A 21,915-nucleotide genomic window follows, 5' to 3' on the forward strand; every position below is an offset into this window, starting at 1 on the left:
ATTGATTCCAATATAAAAATGCCCCTGTCAGACAATGTCCGTCAGGGGATTTTTTTCGTAGATTTGATACCCGTCTTGACCGGTGGGATAAAATCATTTCTACTATGACAACAAAGATAGCAAACATTCTCCAGTGTTATGCATTGGGGATGGGGATAAAGCAGATAAGCAGGAGCTTTGAGCTGTCCCGCAACACGGTGCGCAGATATGTGCGCCTGTTTCAAGAGTGTGGCATACCGATAAAGGAACTGGCAGCCATGCCTTCCGCCCGCATCCAGGAGATGTTCTCCGAGGGTGTTGGCCGCAACAGGGTTCCGTCACAACGCCAACTTGAGCTTGAGGCACTTCTTCCTGAGTATGCCGCCCGACTTAGCCGCCGGGGTGTAACAGTGAAAAGCCTGTACGAAGAGTACCGCGAAACACATCCTAACGGATACAGACATGCCAGTTTCGGCAACTATCTCATGCGCTACCGCATGGTAACGCATGTTGTAGGGCATGTCGAGCATTATGCCGGAGACCAGATGTACATCGACTTTGCTGGCGATAAACTAGAGGTAGTTGACAGTGAAAACGGCGAATGCCGCAGCGTTGAAGTGTTCGTGGCCATACTTCCATGCAGCCACTATACCTACTGCGAGGCGGTCTGGTCTCAGTCAAGGCAGGACCTGATCAGGGCGTGTGAGAACGCTCTTCATTTTTACGGCGGGGTTCCGATGGCGATAGTACCTGACAACCTCAAGGCCGCCGTGACCCGTAGCGACCGCAACGAGCCTGTAATCAACGAGGAGTTTACAGCATTTGCCGAACACTATGGATGTACCGTATATCCCGCACGGGTACGTCATCCAAAAGACAAGGCCTTGGTGGAAAATGCCGTGAAACTGCTTTACCGCTCTGTCTATGCTGATATCGAGGGGCTTGTATTCAACTCGCTGGAATCTCTGAATGCGGCCATCTCCGAATCGCTCTCGGCCTTCAACGGGCGCAGGATGAGTGGACGTCCCCTGTCCAGACGGGAACAGTTTGAACAGATTGAATCCGACTGCCTCCGCCCACTTCCCGTCATACGTCATCAGATGAAAGAACGACGCTCCGCAACGGTAATGCGGAACAGCTACGTCACCTTCCGGCTTCACCATTACAGTGTACCAAAAGAGTATATAGGCAAACGTGTCGAGATTGTATATGATGCCGACACGCTGGATATATATCATGGCCTGCGTCTGGTGACCACACATCAGCGTGATGACACGCCCTATGCCTATACGACTAAGGATGCCCACGGATTGCCTGGACGCCATGGAAGTTACGAAAAGGACCTGGAACAGATTTACGAACGAGCCGGTCAGACGGATAACGTCCTGTTGCTGTATCTGCGCAAGGTGGCGGAACTCAAGAAGTATCCTCCCGCGGCATTCCGTTCATGCAAAGGAATCATGGCACTGGAGAAGACCTTCGGACTGGAACGGTTGGTGGCAGCAAGCGCATGCGCCACGCAACTGCGCCAATACGGATATCAGGAAATAAGGCAAATCCTTGAGCGTGGGGATGATGCAGACTTCCTGTCAAAAGAAGACATTGATGATGAAGTCCCAGTAACATCTACCCACAAAAACATCCGCGGAGCAGCCTACTTCGCAAAATCAAAACATTTAAATAAGAACAACAATGGAAACAAATAATCTTACCACCCCAATAGCAGTCGAAAAAGACCGCAATACGTTGACAATCGAGCTGATGAACCGTATGAAGCTACATGGCATGGCAGCCGCCTTCACTGAAAGCCTGGCCTCCACCATGGCCGAAACAATGACAATCGACTCTTTCCTACACATGTTACTTGCCAGGGAATGGGACTACCGCGCCAATGCGGCCATCCAACGTCTTATACGCGGAGCTTCGTTCCGCTACAAGGCCTGCCTCGAACAGATAGACTATACAATCCCGCGTGGCCTTGACCGTAACCAAATGGAGCGGCTTGCTTCGCTGGAGTTCATTCGCCAGGGACAGAACCTCTTCATCACCGGTTCATCCGGTACCGGAAAGAGCTTCCTTGCCACAGCCATGGGGTATGAAGCCTGCAAGAAGGGTATACGGACATATTATGCGAATGCCCCGAAACTTATGGGTACGCTTAAAGTGGCAAAATTAAAAGGCACATTGGAAGCGGAACTCAAGAGAATCGAACGGAGCACACTGCTCATATTGGATGATCTATTCCTTGTGAACCTTGACGCCAAGGAACGTCCCATCCTGCTTGATATAATAGAGGACCGGCATGGACGCAAGTCTATCATCATTACCTCGCAACTGCCGACGGATAATTGGTATGACGCAATCGGGGATCCTACCGTGGCAGATGCCATAATGGATCGTATTATACATACGGCTCACCGAATTGAGTTAAACGGAGAAAGTGTCCGGAAGATGGCGGCATACAGAGGGAAATAAACTAAAATAATAATAACCCCATCGGTCAAGACTTTTTGAGGGGGCATTATTGAATATTTTCAGGGGGTAGAATCTTTTTGGTTTTAGGGGGCATCTTACACTGGATTTTCCAAGTATTTTCTAAAAGTAGTATCGACTACGAATAGTATAATAGTCGAATAGTTTTTACTACCATACTACGGATAGTAAAGTCTGTTTATAGAAGAGATAGCGGTATCATCGTCTGTTCGGCGATGATACCGCGCGGCACTCATGTGTCATGCCGCTTTAGGTATTCTGTCATTGCCTCATTGACAATATCACGCAAGGACATCCCTTTCTTGATGGCGAGGTACTTCATCCTCGTGTGGATGCTCTTGTTGATAAGGAAATTGCAATGCACCGGCACTTCGGTAGTCTCAGAAACAGACACAGGTGGTGCTGGTGTAGTTTCTGTGACTATCTGCTCCTTACTCGGCTTCTTTGTGGAAGAAAGGAGTCCGTTGAGACCGCCTTTCATTCCCTCTTTCAACATACTGCTCTTGCTCATGGCTATGCTATTTTAAGTTTAACACTTCTTTTGCCAAAGACATATAATCACTGGCACCATTGGATTTGGGATTATACTCAAAGATAGTCTTGCCGTTGATGGGTGCTTCTGCCAAAGCCACATTATCACGGATGACGGTCTTGAAAACCTTCTCGTGAAAACTGTCATTGACGATTTCCCTCACGCTTCGGTTCAACGTCTTGCGGCGATCGAACTGGGTGATGACGATGCCGCCCACTTTAAGGTTGGAGTTGAGCCGCTCCTGAACGATGCGGATGATGTCCATCAACTTTGCCATACCTCTCATGGCAAGGTATTGCGCTTGAACAGGGATGATGATGTAGTCGGCTGCGGTGAGGGCATTCAAGGTCAGCAAGCCCAATGACGGTGGACAGTCGATGATGATGTAGTCGAAATGCTCTTTGGCGATGGCTTTGGTGATAAGTCCCTTCAAGATAAGCTCCCGTCCCGGCTCGCTGATAAGCTCTAACTCAGCCGCAGACAGGTCAAGGCATGAGGGTGAGACGGTGATGCCGTTGTGCAACTTGACCAACGGCAAGGTGTACTGTCCACACATTGCGCCATAGACTGTCTGTTCTTCCTCGATGGACAATCCCAAGGCTTCCGTGAGGTTGGCTTGTCCATCCATGTCAATAGCCAAGACGTTCTTCTTACTCAGTTGCAGAGCTGCCGCAAGGCTTACTGCGGTCGTACTTTTCCCTACACCACCCTTGTGATTTAATACTGCAATTATCTGTGTCATAACATGATACTACTATTAGTGAATACTACTTTACTATTCTACTACTGATAGTACATACTAACCATAGTAAAAGCGGATTTACTACGATTAGTACGTACTACTCTCAGTTGATACTACCCTCAGAAGGGAAGGTCTTCGCTCTTGTCCTGCGGTGCATCGGCTGGCGGTACGGGAGCCTCGCCCTCTGCCTTGGCTGCCTTGCGTGCCTTTGTTGCAGGTGTGTCGGTTGCATCCTTCTTCCCTGCATTGACAAAGGCGATGGAGTCAGCTATGATGCTATGCTGTATGTGGTTCTCTCCGTTGCGGTCTGTCCAAATGGAAGAAGTCAGTGTGCCTTCCACAAGCACCATACGACCCTTGGTGAGGTATTCAGCCAAACGGATATGGTTCTCCTTGCTGCTCTTCACCCTTACCCAAGTGGTGATTTGCTTGCCCTTACTGTAGTCGTCCACTGCGATGTCAACAGCCATGAATGTTCCGTGTGTACCTGTGATGACGCGGCAATCCTTTGCTCCGATGCGTCCGATAGTGTGAGTGTAAATCATAATGTGAAAATGTTATAGTGGCAAGTTGGTTAGACTTGCCGTTACCTTGTTATTTAAATGACTTTTCTTGTTGATTGAACATAAGCTATTGCTTCATTCATAATTTCTGCTCGTGACCTACTCTTGTTATCTTGCATCCACTCATCAATTTCAGATTTGAGGAACATGATACGTTTCCCCTTCTTATGGAATGGTATTTGTTTATTGCTTGTCCAACAATAGATTGTGTGTTCAACTGGATGGGTAGGGAGATACTCACTCAATTCGGAAACACTAAGCCATTCCAATCCCTTATCGGGCTGAATTTGAGTCATTAGTGTGGAAAACTTTTCTTCTAAAATCTCCAGCTTGTTTATTACTAATGACAATGCTGATGGCAAGTCATTAAAACTCAATATTTGCTTTTCCATATCAATATATGTGTGGCAAGTTGGTTAGGCTTGCCGTTACCTTGTTATTAATATCCTTTCTTCGTCTGCCTTGTATTGGCGACAAAAGACTTGTTGCTGCCTGTGAGACTGATAGAGCCGCAATTAACAAACTCTCCGTCGGAATAGACTCTGTACTTCTGTCCGCTTACCTCATGCTTCTGTTTGATGCGCTCTCGCATCCACTTCTTGGCTGCGGTCAATGAGCAAAAGGTCTCGCTCTCCTTGGTCGTCTCGTCATATACGATGCACTGGGTCATACATGCTCCTACTTCATCCATGCACCTATACTCGACGTGACATAGTCCAACTGACCGCCAAATATGTCGCTTGGCTCTATGTCGTATTGTCCATCCCTCACTTCCTTGTCCTCTCCAAGAAGCGACAAGTTTCCGTCGGCATCCAAACGTGCTGCGTCTATGACGATGTCACGAGGCTCGTCAAAGAGATAACCTGCCACGATGGGCTGCTCTCCCTCGAAATGCACCTCAAAGCCTCCGTCCACCTCCGTGCCGTACTTGCGAAGAGCCGCTTTCAGCTCGTCCTGCTCCCGGTGCTGCAATGCCTGGAGTTGTCCGTGGATAGTGAGGTCTTGCAGTTCTGCCTCTCGTTTGGTGTGGGTTGCCTCGCCGGTCTTGCAGTCGATGTCATACTTGTGGTAAACCACTGGGATATGGTCTGCCGATGTGACAAGCCATGTGATGTTGTTCACTGAGAAGCCCTGTCTGGTGAGGAACTCCTCGATGTCTGAGCCGAGAAGGTGGTCGGCTACGTCAAGATACTCGATGCGTGCGTCAGCATCATGCAGGATGATAATCTTCATTGCCTTTCTATTTTTAGTGATACAAATAAGTTTGTCGCCCATGTCGCTGGACTTGTTTAACTACGTTGAAGAAACTTACGCTCAGCATAGTGAATAAATTCCCTCTGCGTTCGCTTAACCGTTTCTTTCTCTTCCCTCCTTTCGAGACCTTTCAGCCTGTGGAGGGATATTTTCTGCTCCCACAAGCCGCAAGAAAAGACATAAAGACAAATTATGTGTGAAGAATACTCTTTTCCGAGGAAAAGGAAGATTGTTCACAGTCACAAGACCTCAAGCAGAATTTGACGATTGTCTCAGACGCGGCTAACTTTGCAGGAAATATGCCTACCACTGCGCTGATTGGAAGAAGATTATTGATATTGGCTGCAAGAGGAATGATGTGTTATATATAAAGAGGTAAGAAGAAAGATTGAAACAGTAAGGGTGGGCAGTGAAGTGTTTGCAGGTCTGCTGTACCGACATAAAGCGAGTGTGTTGGCTGACCGGGATGCAAGTCATCAAAGCTTCAGCCTTGATAGCTTGTAGCACGGACAGACAATTCTCTCGCGTCGGTACTTCGGCATACTGTCAGCTTTGGCTAATAGCAACGTGTTGCCATCAGCCAAGGATGTCTGTATGACGACAGACCATGTAACGCTTCGCAAAGGCGTGGGGCAAAGCAGTATAATTTAGAAGTAGATAGTAACGTATATCAGGCAAGAAGAGACAGTTGCGCAACGGACAAATCGGGCACTCCTGTCAGCATGACAAATGTGCCTTGTCCTTGCCGCAGGACACTGAGGCAGATTGGACGTAGCAGACATGTCTGCCACATTCAATATGCCTGAGTGGACAAGAACTGCCTCTTGTATAGCAGAAGAGAAATTGTAAAACAGTTGATTAGTGGTAAAGGTGGTATGGGTGGGCAGAATGGCATTACACGGACATTGCCGAAGCCCGATAATGGGACAGCCAGACAGCAATAAAGGCAGTTATCAGAAGTGTCAGTTTCTGATAGTGACATTGTTGGCTGCCTGTCACATGGGATTCGTGCGGTGTCCGTACAGTAATGCCGTTCTGAAGGTGTGGGGCGAAGCGATACAACGCACTTGGACGAAACCACCGCTTATAACAGAAAATATTTTGCAGTCAAAGAGAAGAAGAATAGTAAAGCAGGTGTGGGTGGGTAGTGAAGCTGTCGCAAGATTGACGGTCTGAATATCAAGGCGAGTGGATAGCCAGTAAAGGACACAATTATCAGAAGCCTCGGCTTCGGCATCTTGTGGCATAGATGGCAGTCCTCTCGCGTTCAGACCTTGGCATACTGTCTTTCTTGGCTAATAGCGACTTTGTCGCCATCAGCCGGGAATATCTGTATGCCAACCATCTTGGTGACGTTTCGCAAATGGTGAGGGACGAAGTGGTTAGAATAAAGGAAGACGGCGTTGCCGTTATGGTTAATAAATGCACATGGTTGTTATTAGAGAAGATTATCACACGCTATAACAGCAGATTGATGTCCCTGAGCAAAACAAAAGCGACCCGAAGGTCGCCTTGTTATGGAGAGGAAAGGCTATTTCTTGCCTTTCTTGGTTGCTGGCTTGGCCGGCTCTTCCGCAGGAGTCTCCTCCTTGTCGGGACACTCGTAGAACTTGGTTGCAACCATGATGATTCTGGAGTGCTTCACGCCATCCTTGTCTGTCCACTCCTCTGGCTTGAAGAAACCCTCGACGGTGAGCAACGTGCCCTTGGTGAGCTTGTCGAATGATTCGGTGTGCTCGTTCTTGCGCCATGCCTCCATATTCATGAAAGCCGATACGCGGTTGGTTTCCTCGCCGTTCTTCTCCTGACGGCCTACTGCCAATGAGAAGCGTGCTACGCTGGCGTTTGCGAACTGACGGATTTCTGCATCCTTACCTACGAAACCTGAAACTGTGAAGTTGTTCTCGATCTTTTTCATTTTGAATTGAATTTAAAAGTGAAACTTAATTTTTACATGCATTCAAAAGCAGGGATGTGGCACCATGTGGGAAGCACCATGAAAATCGTTCGCAATACTCTTTTTGTCGTTGGCGGTAAGGGAGAAAAAGGAAGATTACGCACTATTTTATTGGTCACAGCGATAGCGGCCACACAAGAAGGAGGAAGTCCTTCGCAGCATCACGCTACCTTTGCATGGTAAAAATAAGTGGCTTTCAAATAGCTCAATTCAGAAAAAGACGGGGCCAAACAATGGAACAAAGGTTGTAAGCAAGGAGGCAATCCGTATGCAACAGACAGGGGCACTGCTATGGCTGTATGCCTGGAGAAACGAAGCGGGAAATCCGACCTTACAGCTGTATCATCAGAAGAGTGAGGAGCATGAACACTGATGCACGATGAACGACAAGCCTAAGGGTCAGCTTAGCAATAGAGGCATCAAGCCAAAAGAGGACAGACATCAGAGGATTGGCGATAGCACTGTCATCATGCTAAGACCAAGTTCTGTGTCCGACAAGGAAGAGTCGCAAAAGACAGACGAGTAAAACCAAAAGGCGAAATGACCATTCCTATAACAAGGTACAGAGACGCTTAAAACGGCGAAGGGACTTTGGCGACGTATCGCTATACAGGTGTCGAAGCATCGCTTCTATAACAGGACTGGAGCAAGTGAGCAAACCGCACAACTTGCTCCCAAGGTATTTCAGTTACAACAGCCATAACCTCATTGGAGGATTGTCCTAAAAGAGTTTTTGCAGTCAAAGGAAGAAAGAGTCTGCAAGCCACATAGCCAACAGACTCTCTCCTGATTATTCACAGATGACAACATCATCCTTGTACTCCGTCACTTCCTTGCCGTTGATGAGCTGGACAATGACCTCACAACCCAAGTCCTCGACAATCGTTCCCTCTGTCTGACCTCTTCGGGGATAAAGCAAGGTGCAGAAACACCCTACAACGCCGTCCAACTGCTCCATGTCTATCGTTGCCATATCCGTTCCTCCTTGTTAGCCGAATGTGATTGGATTGATGCAGAAATTCGTGTCCTCTGCCTCATACTCGTATTCATTGATGAAGTCAATCATCTTCTGTTCGCTTCTTCCGTCCTGTGAGACACCAGTCTTCTCACACCACAACTTGATAGCATCACCAAAGGTGGAGTAAGCACCCTCACAATCCTCAAAGAGTTCTCCGTATGCAGTGACGTAGCACTCTTCGGGGAAGAAGTCGTTCTCATCGTGCGTATAGAAGATGTCGCAACCTGGCTCAACCTCTCGCCAACTGATTGAAAGTTCATCGCCAAGTGCCTTGTTCACCTCCTCAAAGAACAAGTCGCATGAAGACCAAGCACTTTCGGTGTCAAAGGACAAGAGGGCATAATCGTCTTCCACGTTCTCCTCATACTCTGCCCAATAGATGTGTCCTCTCACCGAGATGCCTTTCTTCTCGTAGTCAATGCCATAGTGTTCTGCCAAGAGATACAGATACACATTATTACTGTTCACCTCCAACTCTTGGAGTGTGTTCCAAAGGTCTGCCACGGCTTTGCGTGAGCCTGTCACCTTGTACTGAGTGTCGCAAATGTTAGCCATAAGATAAAATTTTTATTTTCTTCCCTTATGTAGAACCAACTACCATCGGGATTGATTAAAGAATTATGTTGCCCCAAAAGGTGTTATGGCTCATCAATGCAAGGTTTTGCCGTCAAATACTACCTCTGCCACAATCAGAGCGTGGAGATTTCACGGACAAACCACAGGCACCGACCTTGCAGGATGAACGCCATGACAGGTACCTTTGCAACACAATTCTTATCAAAGCCCGATGGGGTGGTACATGGCAGACTGCATGGTACAGCAGTGTGAAGTGACGTTATAGGTGGAGATAAGGCTATAAGAGGTTTTTGCAGTCAAAGGAGAAAAGAGTCCACAAAGTGCAGTATCTACAGGACAAAAACACTTTAGTTTACCTTGGTTAGCTCTTATATATATGCTAACCTAAAGTAAACTGTATATATGTCCGTCTAAAACCCGAAAACCGTACGGGTCAGCTTACGTCAGAAACAGAAGTATAGAACCATAGAAGTGGTTCAAGAAGTCTTTCTTCCTTTGACTGCAAAATATTATCTTTGCACGAATCATAATTGCCCTGTAGGATTTAATATAATTTAACACTCTTTGTTGAATGCAAGGAAGAACAGCTTCAATATGCTGAATATCAGTAGTATAACATTGTGTTAACCCTTAATCTGTAGAAAAGGATGTTATCATACAAAGTAATGTCCATTTGTACTTTTTCTATATGGTTTTATACTTACATTTGCATATCATTTGTATCTTGATAACAGTAACTAACTGATTATCAATATACTTTATATTTGAGGAAGTCAAATGATTCCGATAAGGATACAGATAATAAACAATAAGCAAAAGCGTGCAGCTCAATGAGTTGCACGCTTTTTGCGTTTATGGAGTTCATGGTTGCTATGTGTTTTCTATGGGCTTTTTTATCTCTTATTTGCGACATGTTTGCGACAAGACAAAAAAGTAGATAATGTGGTACTTAATCACACTTATACATACTAATACATACTTAAAAGTAGATCACATGCCAACAATCGGATTTGAAATCAAACGGAAGTGTAAGGTCTGCGGCAAAGTGTTTGTCGCAAAAACACTTGACAGTCACTATTGTTCCCCTAAATGTGGTAAAGTGGCTTGGAAACGCAAAAAGGATGCAAAGGATAGAAACGCGAAGTTAGAAGCCATTGCTAAACAAGTATCAGACATCAGAGAGTACATTTCTGTAAAGGAAGCCGTCGCTATGTTCGGGGTGGAACGTAGCACTCTGTATCGCCTGATTAAATTGGGACGTATTCCAACTATCAATATGGGTACAAGGCTCACACGTATCAAACGCTCTGAAATGGAATGGCTTTTTCTAAACAGACCGGAAAGTATTGCGGAGAAAGAAAAGCCTGCTCCTAAAATATACAGCTTAGAGCCGGAGGATTGCTATACCATTACTGAGATTTGTGAGAAGTACCATATTAATGACAGTTCAGTATGGGCACATGTTAGAAAATACTCTATTCCCTCAAGACAAATAGGAAACTATGTGTATGTACCCAAGCAAGAAATTGATAATCTATATAAGTCAGAAGTAGAATGAAGAAAGCATTACCTAATACCAAAGTGACCGTCAAACTCAGAAGGTCGAATTATAAAGAAGAGTGGTATCTGATTATAGAATCATACCCAGTTTATAAGCGAGGTTCTAAACGGGCAAGCCGTGTGGTGGAATCCATTAACCGGACTATATCCACGCCTGTTTGGGACAAATCGTCCATTGCACGTATTTTGCCAGATGGAACATTCAACTATAAGCCTAAGCGTGATTTGAATGGGATTATCCAATGCCGTTCAACGATAGACCAAGAGGCTTGTATCTATGCTGACAATATCCGTAAGTTACGCCAACACGAATACGATAGTGCCATCCTTTACACTGATAAGGAAAACGAAATCGCTGCACAGAATGAGCGGAGCGAACAGGATTTTATCAAGTATTTCAATGGTATTATAAGCACACGTCATCCCAATAGTTCCGATTCGATTATAGTTAACTGGAGGCGTGTAGGCGAATTATTGAAAATGTATTCGCATGGGCAACCAATTCCATTCAAGGCGATTTCAGTTAAACTGCTTGAAGATATAAAGATGTTCCTTCTTCGTGCTCCAATGGGAGGGAATAAGAAAGGTACTATCTCACAAAATACGGCATCAACCTATTTCTCCATACTCAAAGCCGGACTGAAACAGGCATTTATTGATGAATATCTTACAGTTGATATAAGTGCAAAAGTAAAGGGAATAACAAACATTGAGAAACCCCGTGTTGCACTTACCATGAATGAGGTGCAAATGTTGGTTGATACCCCTTGCAAGGATGATGTTTTGAAACGTGCGTTCTTGTTCTCTATTCTCACAGGATTGCGCCATAGTGATATTCAATCTTTGAAATGGAAACAGATTCAACAAACAAATAAGGGAACATGGCAAGCGGTCGTTGTACAGCAAAAGACAAAAAGACCGGATTACAAGCCTGTCATCCAACAAGCACTTCAATTATGTGGCATACGTCCAAACGATGATGAAGCACTTGTTTTTGAAGGACTGACCGATGCCTCTTGGATTTCTCGTCCTCTGAAAGTCTGGATAGAAGCATCCGGTATCAAGAAGCACATCACCTTCCATTGTGGGCGACATAGCTACGCTTCGCTGTTGCTGGAAAATGGCGTTGACATATACACAATCAAGTCTTTGATGGGACATACAAACGTCAAAACTACGCAGATTTATACGCATCTTGTAAACGAACAAAAGGAGAAAGCCGCCAATACACTGTATATAGAAAATTTGGATTTATAGGTTGTGGTGGTTATATCCACCATTGAGCATCAACGACTTATGTAATACCAATCATATACTTACCACCATTTGCCCCTCATGAAGCATCGGCTTTTTGAGGGGTGTTTTGTAGCATTGAGACTTTCGGTGAGGAATGTGTTAGTCCCAATAATAGTTTATTTCCCTTTTATTATGTTTTCCAATAAATTCTCGTATTAATGAAACTTAAATCTGTCAGTGGTAAATGAGCGGTTGATTGGTGGCTTTCAAGCACCTATTTAGCACTCATAAACATCCCTATACTTTTGCGGCATCAACTTTAATACGAAGAAAATGGCTTATAAAGTAAATTCGTTGGAGGAAATGCCAAATGCGTTGTCCTACCTGATTGAGTCCGTAGAATCACTACAATCCAAAGTAAATGCCTTGCAACATAAGCAGGCAAGTGATTCACCCAAGTGGATGGATATAGATGAGCTATGCGCTTATCTGCCATCGCATCCAGCCAAGCAAACGGTTTATGGATGGGTATCAACTAAACAGATTCCCGTACATAAAATAAATAAGGCATTGGCTTTCTTGCAATCGGAAATAGATGACTGGTTGAAGAACAAATCGCATAAGACACAGAATGACTTGATGGAGGAAGCTAGACGATTTGTCGAATCCAAAAAGATTATCAGATGATGGGAACGACTGATTATTGTTTTTCATTCTTTCGCAAGCCTATCCAGAACATCGAACCGATAAGAGCTGTAGGTATTGTGGATGTGTACCGCTATATCACCGGGCATTATGCACAACCACAAACCGAAGCTCTACGTCTGATGTTAACTTCTCCTGAAGCCAAAAGGTACAAAACCACCCATTTTGACTATTGTACTTTCTCTGGATTATTCGGTAAGCGGAATGAGAAGGAACTGATAATGCACTCCGGATTGATGTGTCTGGACTTTGATCATGTGGAAGATATTATGGAACTAAAGCAAAAGTTACTCAACCATGAATATTTCGATACGGAACTGTTGTTTGTCAGTCCATCCGGTAATGGATTAAAATGGATCATACCTGTAGACTTGAAAGGCTGGGAACATTTCCGGTACTTTAAGGCTGTTGCCAACTGCATCAAAGCAACAGGCTTGCCGTTAGTAGATATGTCCGGAAGTGACGTTGCTCGTTCATGTTTTTTGCCACATGATCCACAAGCATATATTAACCCTAAATATAAAGATGATGTCGAAGAAAATATTTTTCGCCCAAGATTGGGAGAATGTCCCTTCTGAAATAAAGCAAACAGATATACCAAGTATCACTTCATTATATAATAAGGTAGAGGAAGATGTGGAACATGTTGTCTGGGAAATAGAGCAGCGTGCCATTGATATAGCACCCAATTATAAAGATTGGGTAGAATTGGGTTTTGCGCTTGTGGACGGATTGGGAGAAAACGGACGGGAGTATTATCACCGCATTAGTAGGTTTTATCTTCACTATCAAAGGGAAGAGACAGACAAACAATACACGCATTGTCTGCAATCCAAAGGACAAGGTATTACCATTCGTTCTTTCTTCCATCTGGCAAACCAAGCCGGAATCTCGCTGGCTCCATTCAGCAAAGAACATTTATCCATTTTTCCAAATATCCAAAATAGAAAAACGGGTAAATGGATAAAGTCAGAGGAAGAACTTCCAGCATTTCCTGAGTGTGTATTTGCGCATCTTCCCCCTTTCCTAAATGAGGTTGTTAACAATTCTATATCGCTGGATGACCGTGATACGATATTGATTGGAGCTATTGTGTGTTTGTCTGTCTGCTTTCACAATGTTTGCGGAGTTTACGATGAACGAATCGTTTATCCGAATCTTTATCTGTTTGTTGTTGCAGATGCCGGTATGGGGAAAGGTGCGTTGACTTTGTGCCGGGAACTTGTAGCCCCTATCAATCGTAATTTGCATGAACTTTCCAAACGATTGGAGCAGGAGTATAAGGAAGCAATAAACGCTTACATCAAAGGCAAGAAAGATGGTGGAATGACCATGCCAGCTGAACCGCCCATGCGAATGCTTGTCATTCCTGCCAATAGTAGTGCAAGTTCTTTCTTGAAGATATTGGGAGATAATGACGGTATCGGACTACTATTTGAATCGGAAGGTGACACATTAAGCCAGACTTTGAAGTCGGACTATGGTAATTATTCTGATGTATTGCGAAAAGCATTCCACCATGAGTTAGTCAGTTTAAGCCGCCGCAAGGACAGGGAATATTGCGAAGTCAGCAATCCAAGAGTGTCAGTCGCTTTGGCAGGAACTCCCGAACAAGTAAGAAAATTGATACCTGATGCAGAAAACGGTCTGATGAGCCGTTTTTGTTTCTATATCATTCGCTTCAAGAGAGGTATAAGAAACGTGTTTGCCACAAATGATATTTCCCAATCCAAGAATGCCATGTTCAAACTATTGGGGGATAAATTCTGCCATTTACATGAAGAATTTGTTAGGCAAGGTAATTATTCCTTTTCTCTTCCCTCTGATTTGCAGGAACATTTTATAGAATATCTCAGTCGGGTGAATGATGAATGTTGTGACGAAGTAGATAACAAAATGCAGGGTGTAGTCCGTCGGATGGGGCTGATTGCCTATCGTATAATGATGGTGTTGACTGCTGTCCGGCATTTGGAGAATATGCCTCACGAATCATATTCCTCTGACGAGACTATACAATTAATTTGCCATAAATATGACTATTCCATAGCCATGAGTATCTGTGAAACCTTGCTTTGCCATGCAGTGTTCATCTATCGAAACTTGTCAGGAAATCAGCCCAAACGTTTACAATCCCTTTCACAAGAAACGGGCATTTACGCACGAAGGAATACCCTTTATAATATGTTGCCCGAAACATTTACCAAAAAAGATTATGATGCAACTGTTTTAGCTTTAGGTGAGAATGGAAGTACGGCAAACAAATGGATAGAAGCCTTTATCAAAGATGGCAAACTAAGCCGAATAGAACAAGGTAAATATAGGAAGATTTTTTGAGTGGCAAGTTTGTGTTTTAGTGTCACTAAAACCTAGGCGGCAAGCGGATAGAACTGCCACTCTCAAAAAATCAATTTATGCACATCAAAGTTTAGATAAGTATGAAGAAAAAGAAACTTGGTGGTCGCCCAAAGTTAGCGAATTACCAGAAACGCACGAAATGTTTCCGGGTAATGTTTACCGAGAACGACTATATCTATATCCAATCCAAAGCCCAACAGGCTGGACTGTCTGTCAATGAATTTTGCCATCAGGCTGCAATGGGCTGTGAAGTTGGTCAGCGTATCAGTCCGGAAATGGTATCGGCAATCCGTGACCTTTCCGGTATAGCCAATAATGTCAACCAGATTGCCCATCAGATGCACATCTATGGTTTGGAAGCAGTGAAACAACAATGTTTTTCTATTATATCAGAAGTCAGTAGAATTATCACCCAAGTAAAGAATAACAATCATGATAGCGAAGATTAAAACAAGAGCCGATTTTGGAGGGATAGTAAATTACGCCAATGATCAAAAGAACAAGAAAAAGAGTGCCATACTTTTAGCATACGAAGGTGTCTGTGCCATCAGCAATAAGACCATAGCCGATTCTTTTCAGATACAAGCTTCTATGCGTCCGAAAGTAAAAAGTTCGGTGAAACACGTATCACTTGCTTTCTCTCCGCAAGATACCATCCGTTTTTCCGATGATGAAAAAGGAGATACACTTATGGTGGAGATTGCCAAGAAATGGATGGAGCAGATGGGGATTAGCAATACCCAATATATCATAGCCAGGCATCATGATACGGAACATCCACATTGCCATATAGTGTTCAATCGGATAGATAATGACGGTAATCTCATTTCTGATAGCAACGAACGGATACGAAATGCAAAAGTCTGTCGAGCTTTAACCAAAGAATATAAACTTTACTTTGCCCCTAAAAACAGCAAAGCCAGAAATAAGAGCCGTTTACGTCCTCATCAATTACGGAAGTATAATCTACGTTCTGCAGCTCTTGATGCACTGGCTGTATCTCGCTCATGGAATGATTTTCTTGGCATTCTCAAAGGTCAGGGCATAGATATGCGTTTTAATCATGTTGAGAACTCTGATAAAATTCGTGGTATATCCTTTTGTATGGATGAATTTAGCATTGCAGGTTCTAAACTTGACTGTGATTTGAGTTTTAACAGCCTTTGCGTTACGTTGGGCAATGTAACTACAGAATTGATTATTCAACCCCATCAGGCCATAACTTCCAGTGGAGGTGGAGGAACAAGCAATGAACAAGGATGGCGAGACGATAAAAACAAGGATAGCCAAAGAAACGAACCTTTCTATAAACCCTCAAAACGTAGAAGATAATGAAAGAAGATGTAGTAGCTGCGAATCTTGCAAATTTGCGTCAAAGTATCAGTGAGCTAAAAGAATGTATTGAAAAACAGAATGCCACTGTTTCTAAATCGGAACAATCTGTAAAAGTGGACTTTGACGAAAAGACCATTTATAATGGAGTCGCTAAAGGTTTCTGCACTTGTTGGAATGAAGCCTTGTCTGTGGTAAAGAAACATATTTGGAAACAACAGCCGAACACTTTACCATTTTCACTATGGTTCCCGAAACTCATTGAATTATTCAAGCAGAAGTCCAAACTTCTTGAATATCTTTATCGGCACGTTTGCGATTACAATCTCAATCGTATGACTATTGAAGCAAATACGGATTGCATATTAAAACGGCAGGATGAGATACTTGCAAAAATCAATGAATTGAAAAATCCAGTAACCATTATTCCACCCAATATTAATGGGATGTTTATACGTGGGCATCATATAAAACTCCAGTATGTTGTGGTCTTTATTGTCGCTATTGTTACATGGGCTATTACTGCTTCTGTTAGCAGTATGAAGTATAAGGAAGAAAGCTTTGCGTATTATTCGATGTATCGGGCTGTAAAGGAACAATCTGAACTTATATTAAAAAAATGGAGAAACTCAAAATAAAGAAATAGAATTTGTTGCATATAAAAAATACTGCTTATTAAGGATTTATTCTTTTATATTCTTATAGAATATGGCTAAAAGGATTTTTCTTGTTATTATGGGATATTCTATAAAGTATAAATAATAAAAAATAAAATTATGATTTACGGATACATTAGAGTAAGCAGCGATAAGCAGACAGTAGAGAATCAGCGTTTTGAAATTAATAATTTCTGTGAACGTTATAAACTTGTAATTGATGGTTGGATTGAGGAAACCATTAGTGGTATGAAATCATACAATAAACGTGAATTGGGTAGGCTTTTACTACAGATTCAGAAAGATGATCTCATTATCTGTGCAGAATTATCACGATTGGGAAGAAATCTATTCATGATTATGGAGATATTAAATATTTGTATGACCAAAGAATGTCGTGTGTGGACTATAAAAGACAACTATCGTCTTGGTGATGATATCCAAAGTAAGGTTCTTGCCTTTGCTTTTGGACTATCTGCTGAGATTGAACGTAATCTTATTAGCCAGCGCACGAAGGAGGCTTTGGCAAGAAAAAAAGCTGAAGGTGTGACATTGGGACGACCAAAGGGAAGAAAAAGTTCTGTAGAAAAATATAAACTTCATGGAAAAGAAAATCTTATTCATGAACTTTTAAAGGCAAAAGTTTCTAAGCGTAAAATTTCTAAATTATGTAAAGTTGATAGAAATACGCTTGACCGTTTTATAAAACAGTTTTTGACGGAATGAAACAGAGCGTTTTCGTGCAGCAACAAGGCGTGGAGTGCGACTTTACAGGCTCTACCCCGTGGGTGATATTGTCTCCCATTGAACAGAGTATCAAACAGAAGATTGAAGCGGTTGGAACTCCACTTAAAGATTGGGATATAAATATCTATCGAGGTGTGCTTACTGGTTATAATGATGCTTTTATCATTGATACGGAAAAACGTGAAGCGATATTGGCGAATTGCCAGACGGAAGAAGAACGCAAAAGAACGGCTGAACTTATACGACCGATTTTGCGTGGCAGAGATATTAGGAGATACGGGTATAAATGGGCTGAATTATGGATTATCAACATTCATAATGGTATAAAAGGTAAATTACCTCGCATCAAAATCGAAGATTATCCTGCCATAAAAGCTCATTTAGATTTATATTGGGATAAAATATCGAAAAGAACAGACAAAGGAGATACGCCATATAACCTTCGTAACTGTGCTTATATGGAGGATTTTAATAAGCCAAAAATTGTCTATCCCAACATGACAAAATATATGCCGTTCGTATATGATGACAATGCTTATTGTACAAATCAAAAGTGTTTCATTATAACAGGTCAAGCTATAGCATATCTTACAGCATTCTTCAATTCTTCTTTGTTCAAGTTCTGCTTCCGTGATTCATTTCCAGAACTACAAGGTGGAACTCGTGAAATGAGCAAAATTTTTTTTGACAAAATTCCAGTAATGCAGGTGACAGACGAAATGAATGCACGATTCAGGTCTGCTGTTAATGATATTCAGAATGTATATAGCAAGTCGAAAGCCATGGCAATAGATTCCATGATTTTCGACTTATATAATCTATCAGAGAAAGAACGACAAGTTATTGGCTTTGTTGAGATTGAGTAACAAAATCAGTGATGTAGTTGATTTCAGCAGGAGATAAATCGTATAGTTTGAAAGCTAAACGGTTTATTTCCTTTTCTGTTTCTTCCGAGCGATGTTCCAAGACCTCTTCCAGTAAATTTTCAAACAAGCATTCCATATCTTTATTCATCGGTATCAAAATAGGTTCAATGGCTTGTACGCTTACAAGCAAGTCTCCAGTACCAGTCTTGGGAGAATCTTTGAACATATAATGCCCCATAAGAGAATTTAATATGCAGCACAAATAAGCCATGTGTTGCCCTGTGGCAAAGCAGGTACTATCAAGACCCAAATTACCCGTAGTGTCATACGAGAAGCGAAGTATTGACCCTATACGCTTCCATATTATTTTTGGCCGCATAAAATCCTCCCAATAGCTGATGCTGTCTTGTGTTTCAAACCACTTATTGTGAGTCTTCTTGCGAGCCTTGATTTTTTCGCCGTTGATAGAATAGGTCTTGCCTGTCTGCTCCAGTCTTTCTTTGCCAAATGAAAGAAGATGTCGCTTTACGGCAGGGTACAGCTCTATGTCGTAGTGACGTGATGGAAATGTGGCTATGAGGTACTTGTCAGCCCACTCATATTCATACCTCCTAATATCTCTGCCACGCAAAATCGGTCGTATAAGTTCAGCCGTTCTTTTGCGTTCTTCTTCCGTCTGGCAATTCGCCAATATCGCTTCACGTTTTTCCGTATCAATGATAAAAGCTTCATTATAACCTGTCTTTATTCCATAGTTGATTTGAATATCCCAATCCTTCAAAGGTGTTCCTACGGCTTCTATCTTCCGCTTGATGCTTTGCTCGATAGGAGATAGGATAACCCATGAATCGGAAGAAGAAAAATCACACACCGCTCCGCTATGCTGCACGAAAACGCTCAAATTCTTAACGCCATCTTTATTTTGTTTATTGGTGACAGCGCATAAAGTTTTATGCTCGTTATCTTCTTTAGAAAAGAGTAAGATGTTTGTATCAACTGTAGCACTCTCAAATATTTTCACGCCTGCGAAGTCTATAAGCAATTGGGGATTTGTATTCTTAGCAAAGAATCCACGTGTTTTTTCTCCGTATCCGGCACGCATCCATTTGTTGGACGTGATATAACAAAGATGACCTTTGGGTTTCAGTAATTGCCATCCACGTTCGTAGAAAAGGCAATATATGTCTCCCGTTTTTGCGAATGTTTTATAGTCACATGGTTCATAGAGTTTAGCCAATTCACCACCATTATTTTGTAACTGGATGTATGGAGGGTTACCTATTACTATATCGAAGCCATCGCTGACTCCAAACATCCAAGCAGGATCGAAGAACTCTGCTACTGTATTTTGGTCATAAGGATTCCATGCTGCCAATTGTATAGCATCTTCAGGGGCAAAGTCTTTGTCATCCGCCAGTAATCTAGCTAATTTTTCACGTAATACCTTGTCCTTTTCTCGTAAGGTACTTTTGCGGTTAGCAGTTTTTGCAGAAAAATGTTCATGACGGACTTCTATCAATTTCTGTTTTGTTGGCTCAATATCCGGATTCTCAAATAAACAGTGTGAAGCTTGCTTCTTTTTAGCAATCAAAGAATTGGCAGCGACAAACTTTGTTTCGAGGTTTGGTAATGTCGGTATGCCAAAGTTTGGTTTAGAAGCATCTTTTTCACAATCGCAAATCAGTGAGATAAAAAAGCGTAGTTTTGTTATTTGGGCTGCGATACTCTGAATGTCGCTGCCATAGATGCAATTTTCTATGATTGCCAATTTCAAGTCATACACTTTCTCATTTGGAGAAATACGACAGAGCACATCTATCATGCGATTAAGCAATCCCATCGGGAATGCTCCAGAACCACAAGCCGGGTCAAGTATTTTGATAGCCTTTAATCTTTTAGCGACACGCTGATATTCTTCTGGTTTTTCTCTGTCAAGGGTGAAATCTGGATTGAATAAGGAACGTACAAATTGAGTATCTCCTAAATAGGCAATGAGACTTTCGTCTACCATGTAATTGACTATTTCACGGGGCGTATAGAACGAACCACTTTGATTTCGCGCTGTTTCCTTTGTTTCGGGGTTGTATGCGCCTAATAGATTCTCAAATACTTTACCCAACAATTCTGGGTCAAGGGCTACCTGCTGTTCTTCGGGTGAATTTTCCTCTATTGTAAAGTTGTAGCGGCTGAGGATTGAAATCAGTCCTTTCTCTGAATCGAAGAACAGATTGTTAGGGATAATGGCACGATTGCGATAGCGCCCATCAGCAAAACGTTTGTCGTTGCGACTGAAGCCATCATAATTGTAGGCCTGTTCAACACCGTCAATCGTCTTGGTCTTATCAAGGCATTCAAAGAGTCCACCATTAAGGAAGGGGACTTCTGAGAATAAGGTAACGACATCATTCTCGCTGATGTTAAACATTTCGGCATAGCGATAGAGGGTTTTGATATCTTTCTTTATATTGGTAGCGAACTTGCGTTTGTTTCCTTGTTCATCTTCAATAGCACGGTTAAGTGTTGCAAAGAACAAGTTCTGGAGAATTGCATTGTAATAGTTTCCAACAGTCTGACTATATGGGTCAAACTCTTTTAGGATAGTCTGCAAATAATCAATATCGAATATCCGTTGTGGTACCAAGTCCTTCTGCTTGATGAACCATACGAACATAATACGGGTAATAAGTCGAATTACTTTTGTTTCTAAATCCTCACGGTCATCATCTTCAGTTCCCGTATTATTGGGAAAAGAAACATTAGATGATGGTTCTATAGCCCATTGATACCATTCGAATAAATCCTTGTAGAACTGCTTTGTGAGTGTCTCGACAGAAAATGCATTCGTTATGTCACTGAGTGTCTGTTTGCTATTTTTCAATGTGCCAAACTGTTCTATGGCAGTACGGCATCCACGACCTTCGCCAAGCAAATATGTATAGCGTTTTGTATTAGTTGACATCTTTTCATATTCGCCTTGTTTGTTAAACCCCCAAGTTTCACTTACGTATGAGAATCTAAGAATGCTTTCATCCTTACGATAACAGAACATAAATGCTCCAGCATACCCCATATTACGCCAATCTGTAGTGAGCATATCACGAATGCCACGACGGTTACGCTCAATGTCAACTTTGTCACTCAATTCCACTTCGTATATGGCTATAGATTCTCCATCTACAAGAGATATTTTGCCAAGATTCAATGCTTCTTTAGCTAAGCGGCTACTTACGTGGACCGCAGAAGGAGTGTTCCAAAAACTAATTTTGTTTCGGAATATATCATAAAGCAATTTTTGCCAAGCCTCACGATTATATTTAGATTCGATGACTTCTTTGTAGTTCATA

25 protein-coding genes are annotated in these 21,915 nt (G+C 42.7%); 15 read left to right on the top strand and 10 right to left on the bottom strand.

The features are described 5' to 3' along the window. Nucleotides 1-104 precede the first annotated feature (104 nt). Nucleotides 105-1,685, top strand: coding sequence for an IS21 family transposase (gene istA / locus DXA54_RS06390; protein WP_002558140.1), 1,581 nt, complete (start codon nucleotides 105-107; stop codon nucleotides 1,683-1,685). Beyond that, nucleotides 1,672-2,454: an IS21-like element helper ATPase IstB gene (gene istB, locus DXA54_RS06395; RefSeq protein WP_002558141.1), complete on the top strand. Its 783-nt coding sequence runs from the start codon at nucleotides 1,672-1,674 to the stop codon at nucleotides 2,452-2,454. The genes istA and istB overlap by 14 nt, the downstream gene beginning before the upstream one ends. A 250-nt stretch (nucleotides 2,455-2,704) precedes the next feature. Here the strand turns inward: istB and DXA54_RS06400 are convergent, their stop codons facing one another. The 6 genes from DXA54_RS06400 to DXA54_RS06425 form a co-directional block, all read right to left on the bottom strand. Beyond that, nucleotides 2,705-2,983: a plasmid partition protein ParG gene (locus DXA54_RS06400; protein ID WP_005816317.1), complete on the bottom strand. Its 279-nt coding sequence runs from the start codon at nucleotides 2,981-2,983 to the stop codon at nucleotides 2,705-2,707. Nucleotides 2,984-2,990: 7 nt separating this feature from the next. Further along, nucleotides 2,991-3,746: a ParA family protein gene (locus DXA54_RS06405; RefSeq protein ID WP_005816319.1), complete on the bottom strand. Its 756-nt coding sequence runs from the start codon at nucleotides 3,744-3,746 to the stop codon at nucleotides 2,991-2,993. Between the two features lie 119 nt (nucleotides 3,747-3,865). Then, a complete protein-coding gene (locus DXA54_RS06410) occupies nucleotides 3,866-4,291 on the bottom strand; it encodes a single-stranded DNA-binding protein (RefSeq protein ID WP_005816321.1) in 426 nt (141 codons plus the stop codon). 53 nt (nucleotides 4,292-4,344) lie between these two features. Beyond that, on the bottom strand, nucleotides 4,345-4,701 hold the full coding sequence (locus DXA54_RS06415) for a helix-turn-helix domain-containing protein (protein ID WP_007837478.1): 357 nt from the start codon (nucleotides 4,699-4,701) through the stop codon (nucleotides 4,345-4,347). Nucleotides 4,702-4,748: 47 nt separating this feature from the next. Next, the gene (locus tag DXA54_RS06420; RefSeq protein WP_007837480.1) at nucleotides 4,749-5,000 is read right to left on the bottom strand and encodes a hypothetical protein; all 252 of its coding nucleotides are present in this window, start codon (nucleotides 4,998-5,000) and stop codon (nucleotides 4,749-4,751) included. Next, entirely contained in the window at nucleotides 4,988-5,542 is a 555-nt protein-coding gene (locus tag DXA54_RS06425; protein WP_005816324.1) for a hypothetical protein, read from the bottom strand. The genes DXA54_RS06420 and DXA54_RS06425 overlap by 13 nt, the downstream gene beginning before the upstream one ends. Before the next feature lie 882 nt (nucleotides 5,543-6,424). Between DXA54_RS06425 and DXA54_RS06430 the strand changes: the two genes are divergently transcribed. Continuing rightward, nucleotides 6,425-6,739 carry a hypothetical protein gene (locus DXA54_RS06430; protein ID WP_224204806.1) on the top strand — a complete coding sequence of 105 codons (315 nt, stop codon included), beginning with the start codon at nucleotides 6,425-6,427 and terminating at the stop codon, nucleotides 6,737-6,739. A gap of 355 nt (nucleotides 6,740-7,094) precedes the next feature. Here the strand turns inward: DXA54_RS06430 and DXA54_RS06435 are convergent, their stop codons facing one another. Next, complete coding sequence (locus DXA54_RS06435; protein ID WP_004319910.1) at nucleotides 7,095-7,481, bottom strand: single-stranded DNA-binding protein; 387 nt, start codon at nucleotides 7,479-7,481, stop codon at nucleotides 7,095-7,097. A gap of 78 nt (nucleotides 7,482-7,559) precedes the next feature. Between DXA54_RS06435 and DXA54_RS06440 the strand changes: the two genes are divergently transcribed. Continuing rightward, the gene (locus DXA54_RS06440; protein WP_007897403.1) at nucleotides 7,560-7,703 is read left to right on the top strand and encodes a hypothetical protein; all 144 of its coding nucleotides are present in this window, start codon (nucleotides 7,560-7,562) and stop codon (nucleotides 7,701-7,703) included. Between the two features lie 607 nt (nucleotides 7,704-8,310). Here the strand turns inward: DXA54_RS06440 and DXA54_RS06450 are convergent. Both DXA54_RS06450 and DXA54_RS06455 read right to left on the bottom strand, forming a co-directional pair. Next, complete coding sequence (locus DXA54_RS06450; RefSeq protein ID WP_004319908.1) at nucleotides 8,311-8,493, bottom strand: hypothetical protein; 183 nt, start codon at nucleotides 8,491-8,493, stop codon at nucleotides 8,311-8,313. A 15-nt stretch (nucleotides 8,494-8,508) separates the two neighbouring features. Further along, nucleotides 8,509-9,093: a hypothetical protein gene (locus DXA54_RS06455; RefSeq protein ID WP_005816332.1), complete on the bottom strand. Its 585-nt coding sequence runs from the start codon at nucleotides 9,091-9,093 to the stop codon at nucleotides 8,509-8,511. Between the two features lie 65 nt (nucleotides 9,094-9,158). Between DXA54_RS06455 and DXA54_RS06460 the strand changes: the two genes are divergently transcribed. The 11 genes from DXA54_RS06460 (at nucleotide 9,159) to DXA54_RS06510 (ending at nucleotide 18,571) form a co-directional block, all read left to right on the top strand. Next, the gene (locus DXA54_RS06460; protein WP_007837487.1) at nucleotides 9,159-9,371 is read left to right on the top strand and encodes a hypothetical protein; all 213 of its coding nucleotides are present in this window, start codon (nucleotides 9,159-9,161) and stop codon (nucleotides 9,369-9,371) included. Between the two features lie 737 nt (nucleotides 9,372-10,108). Beyond that, complete coding sequence (locus DXA54_RS06465; RefSeq protein WP_005809801.1) at nucleotides 10,109-10,672, top strand: helix-turn-helix domain-containing protein; 564 nt, start codon at nucleotides 10,109-10,111, stop codon at nucleotides 10,670-10,672. Beyond that, nucleotides 10,669-11,931 (top strand): site-specific integrase, encoded by a 1,263-nt coding sequence (locus DXA54_RS06470; protein WP_005809799.1) that lies wholly within the window; start codon nucleotides 10,669-10,671, stop codon nucleotides 11,929-11,931. Before DXA54_RS06465 ends, DXA54_RS06470 begins: the two co-directional genes overlap by 4 nt. Nucleotides 11,932-12,243: 312 nt before the next feature. After that, a complete protein-coding gene (gene mads1, locus DXA54_RS06475; RefSeq protein ID WP_005809798.1) occupies nucleotides 12,244-12,597 on the top strand; it encodes a methylation-associated defense system helix-turn-helix domain-containing protein MAD1 in 354 nt (117 codons plus the stop codon). After that, nucleotides 12,594-13,193, top strand: a complete 600-nt coding sequence (locus DXA54_RS06480; protein ID WP_015532580.1) for a BT4734/BF3469 family protein — start codon at nucleotides 12,594-12,596, stop codon at nucleotides 13,191-13,193. The genes mads1 and DXA54_RS06480 overlap by 4 nt, the downstream gene beginning before the upstream one ends. Beyond that, entirely contained in the window at nucleotides 13,144-14,949 is a 1,806-nt protein-coding gene (locus tag DXA54_RS06485; protein WP_103877985.1) for a DUF3987 domain-containing protein, read from the top strand. The genes DXA54_RS06480 and DXA54_RS06485 overlap by 50 nt, the downstream gene beginning before the upstream one ends. 101 nt (nucleotides 14,950-15,050) lie before the next feature. Further along, nucleotides 15,051-15,419: a MobC family plasmid mobilization relaxosome protein gene (locus DXA54_RS06490; RefSeq protein ID WP_004302091.1), complete on the top strand. Its 369-nt coding sequence runs from the start codon at nucleotides 15,051-15,053 to the stop codon at nucleotides 15,417-15,419. Next, complete coding sequence (locus DXA54_RS06495; RefSeq protein ID WP_005809792.1) at nucleotides 15,403-16,302, top strand: relaxase/mobilization nuclease domain-containing protein; 900 nt, start codon at nucleotides 15,403-15,405, stop codon at nucleotides 16,300-16,302. Before DXA54_RS06490 ends, DXA54_RS06495 begins: the two co-directional genes overlap by 17 nt. Beyond that, entirely contained in the window at nucleotides 16,302-16,940 is a 639-nt protein-coding gene (locus DXA54_RS06500) for a hypothetical protein (RefSeq protein ID WP_005809789.1), read from the top strand. The genes DXA54_RS06495 and DXA54_RS06500 overlap by 1 nt, the downstream gene beginning before the upstream one ends. Before the next feature lie 138 nt (nucleotides 16,941-17,078). Beyond that, nucleotides 17,079-17,684 (top strand): master DNA invertase Mpi family serine-type recombinase, encoded by a 606-nt coding sequence (locus DXA54_RS06505; RefSeq protein ID WP_004302103.1) that lies wholly within the window; start codon nucleotides 17,079-17,081, stop codon nucleotides 17,682-17,684. After that, nucleotides 17,681-18,571 carry a TaqI-like C-terminal specificity domain-containing protein gene (locus DXA54_RS06510; RefSeq protein ID WP_081342079.1) on the top strand — a complete coding sequence of 297 codons (891 nt, stop codon included), beginning with the start codon at nucleotides 17,681-17,683 and terminating at the stop codon, nucleotides 18,569-18,571. Before DXA54_RS06505 ends, DXA54_RS06510 begins: the two co-directional genes overlap by 4 nt. On the opposite strand, the gene DXA54_RS06515 is transcribed toward DXA54_RS06510, so the two are convergent. Then, nucleotides 18,546-21,914, bottom strand: a complete 3,369-nt coding sequence (locus tag DXA54_RS06515; protein ID WP_120079135.1) for an Eco57I restriction-modification methylase domain-containing protein — start codon at nucleotides 21,912-21,914, stop codon at nucleotides 18,546-18,548. The genes DXA54_RS06510 and DXA54_RS06515 overlap by 26 nt on opposite strands. Between the last annotated feature and the right edge of the window lies 1 nt (nucleotide 21,915).

The organism is Bacteroides sp. OF03-11BH (assembly GCF_003604005.1).
GTDB classification, from domain to species: domain Bacteria; phylum Bacteroidota; class Bacteroidia; order Bacteroidales; family Bacteroidaceae; genus Bacteroides; species Bacteroides ovatus.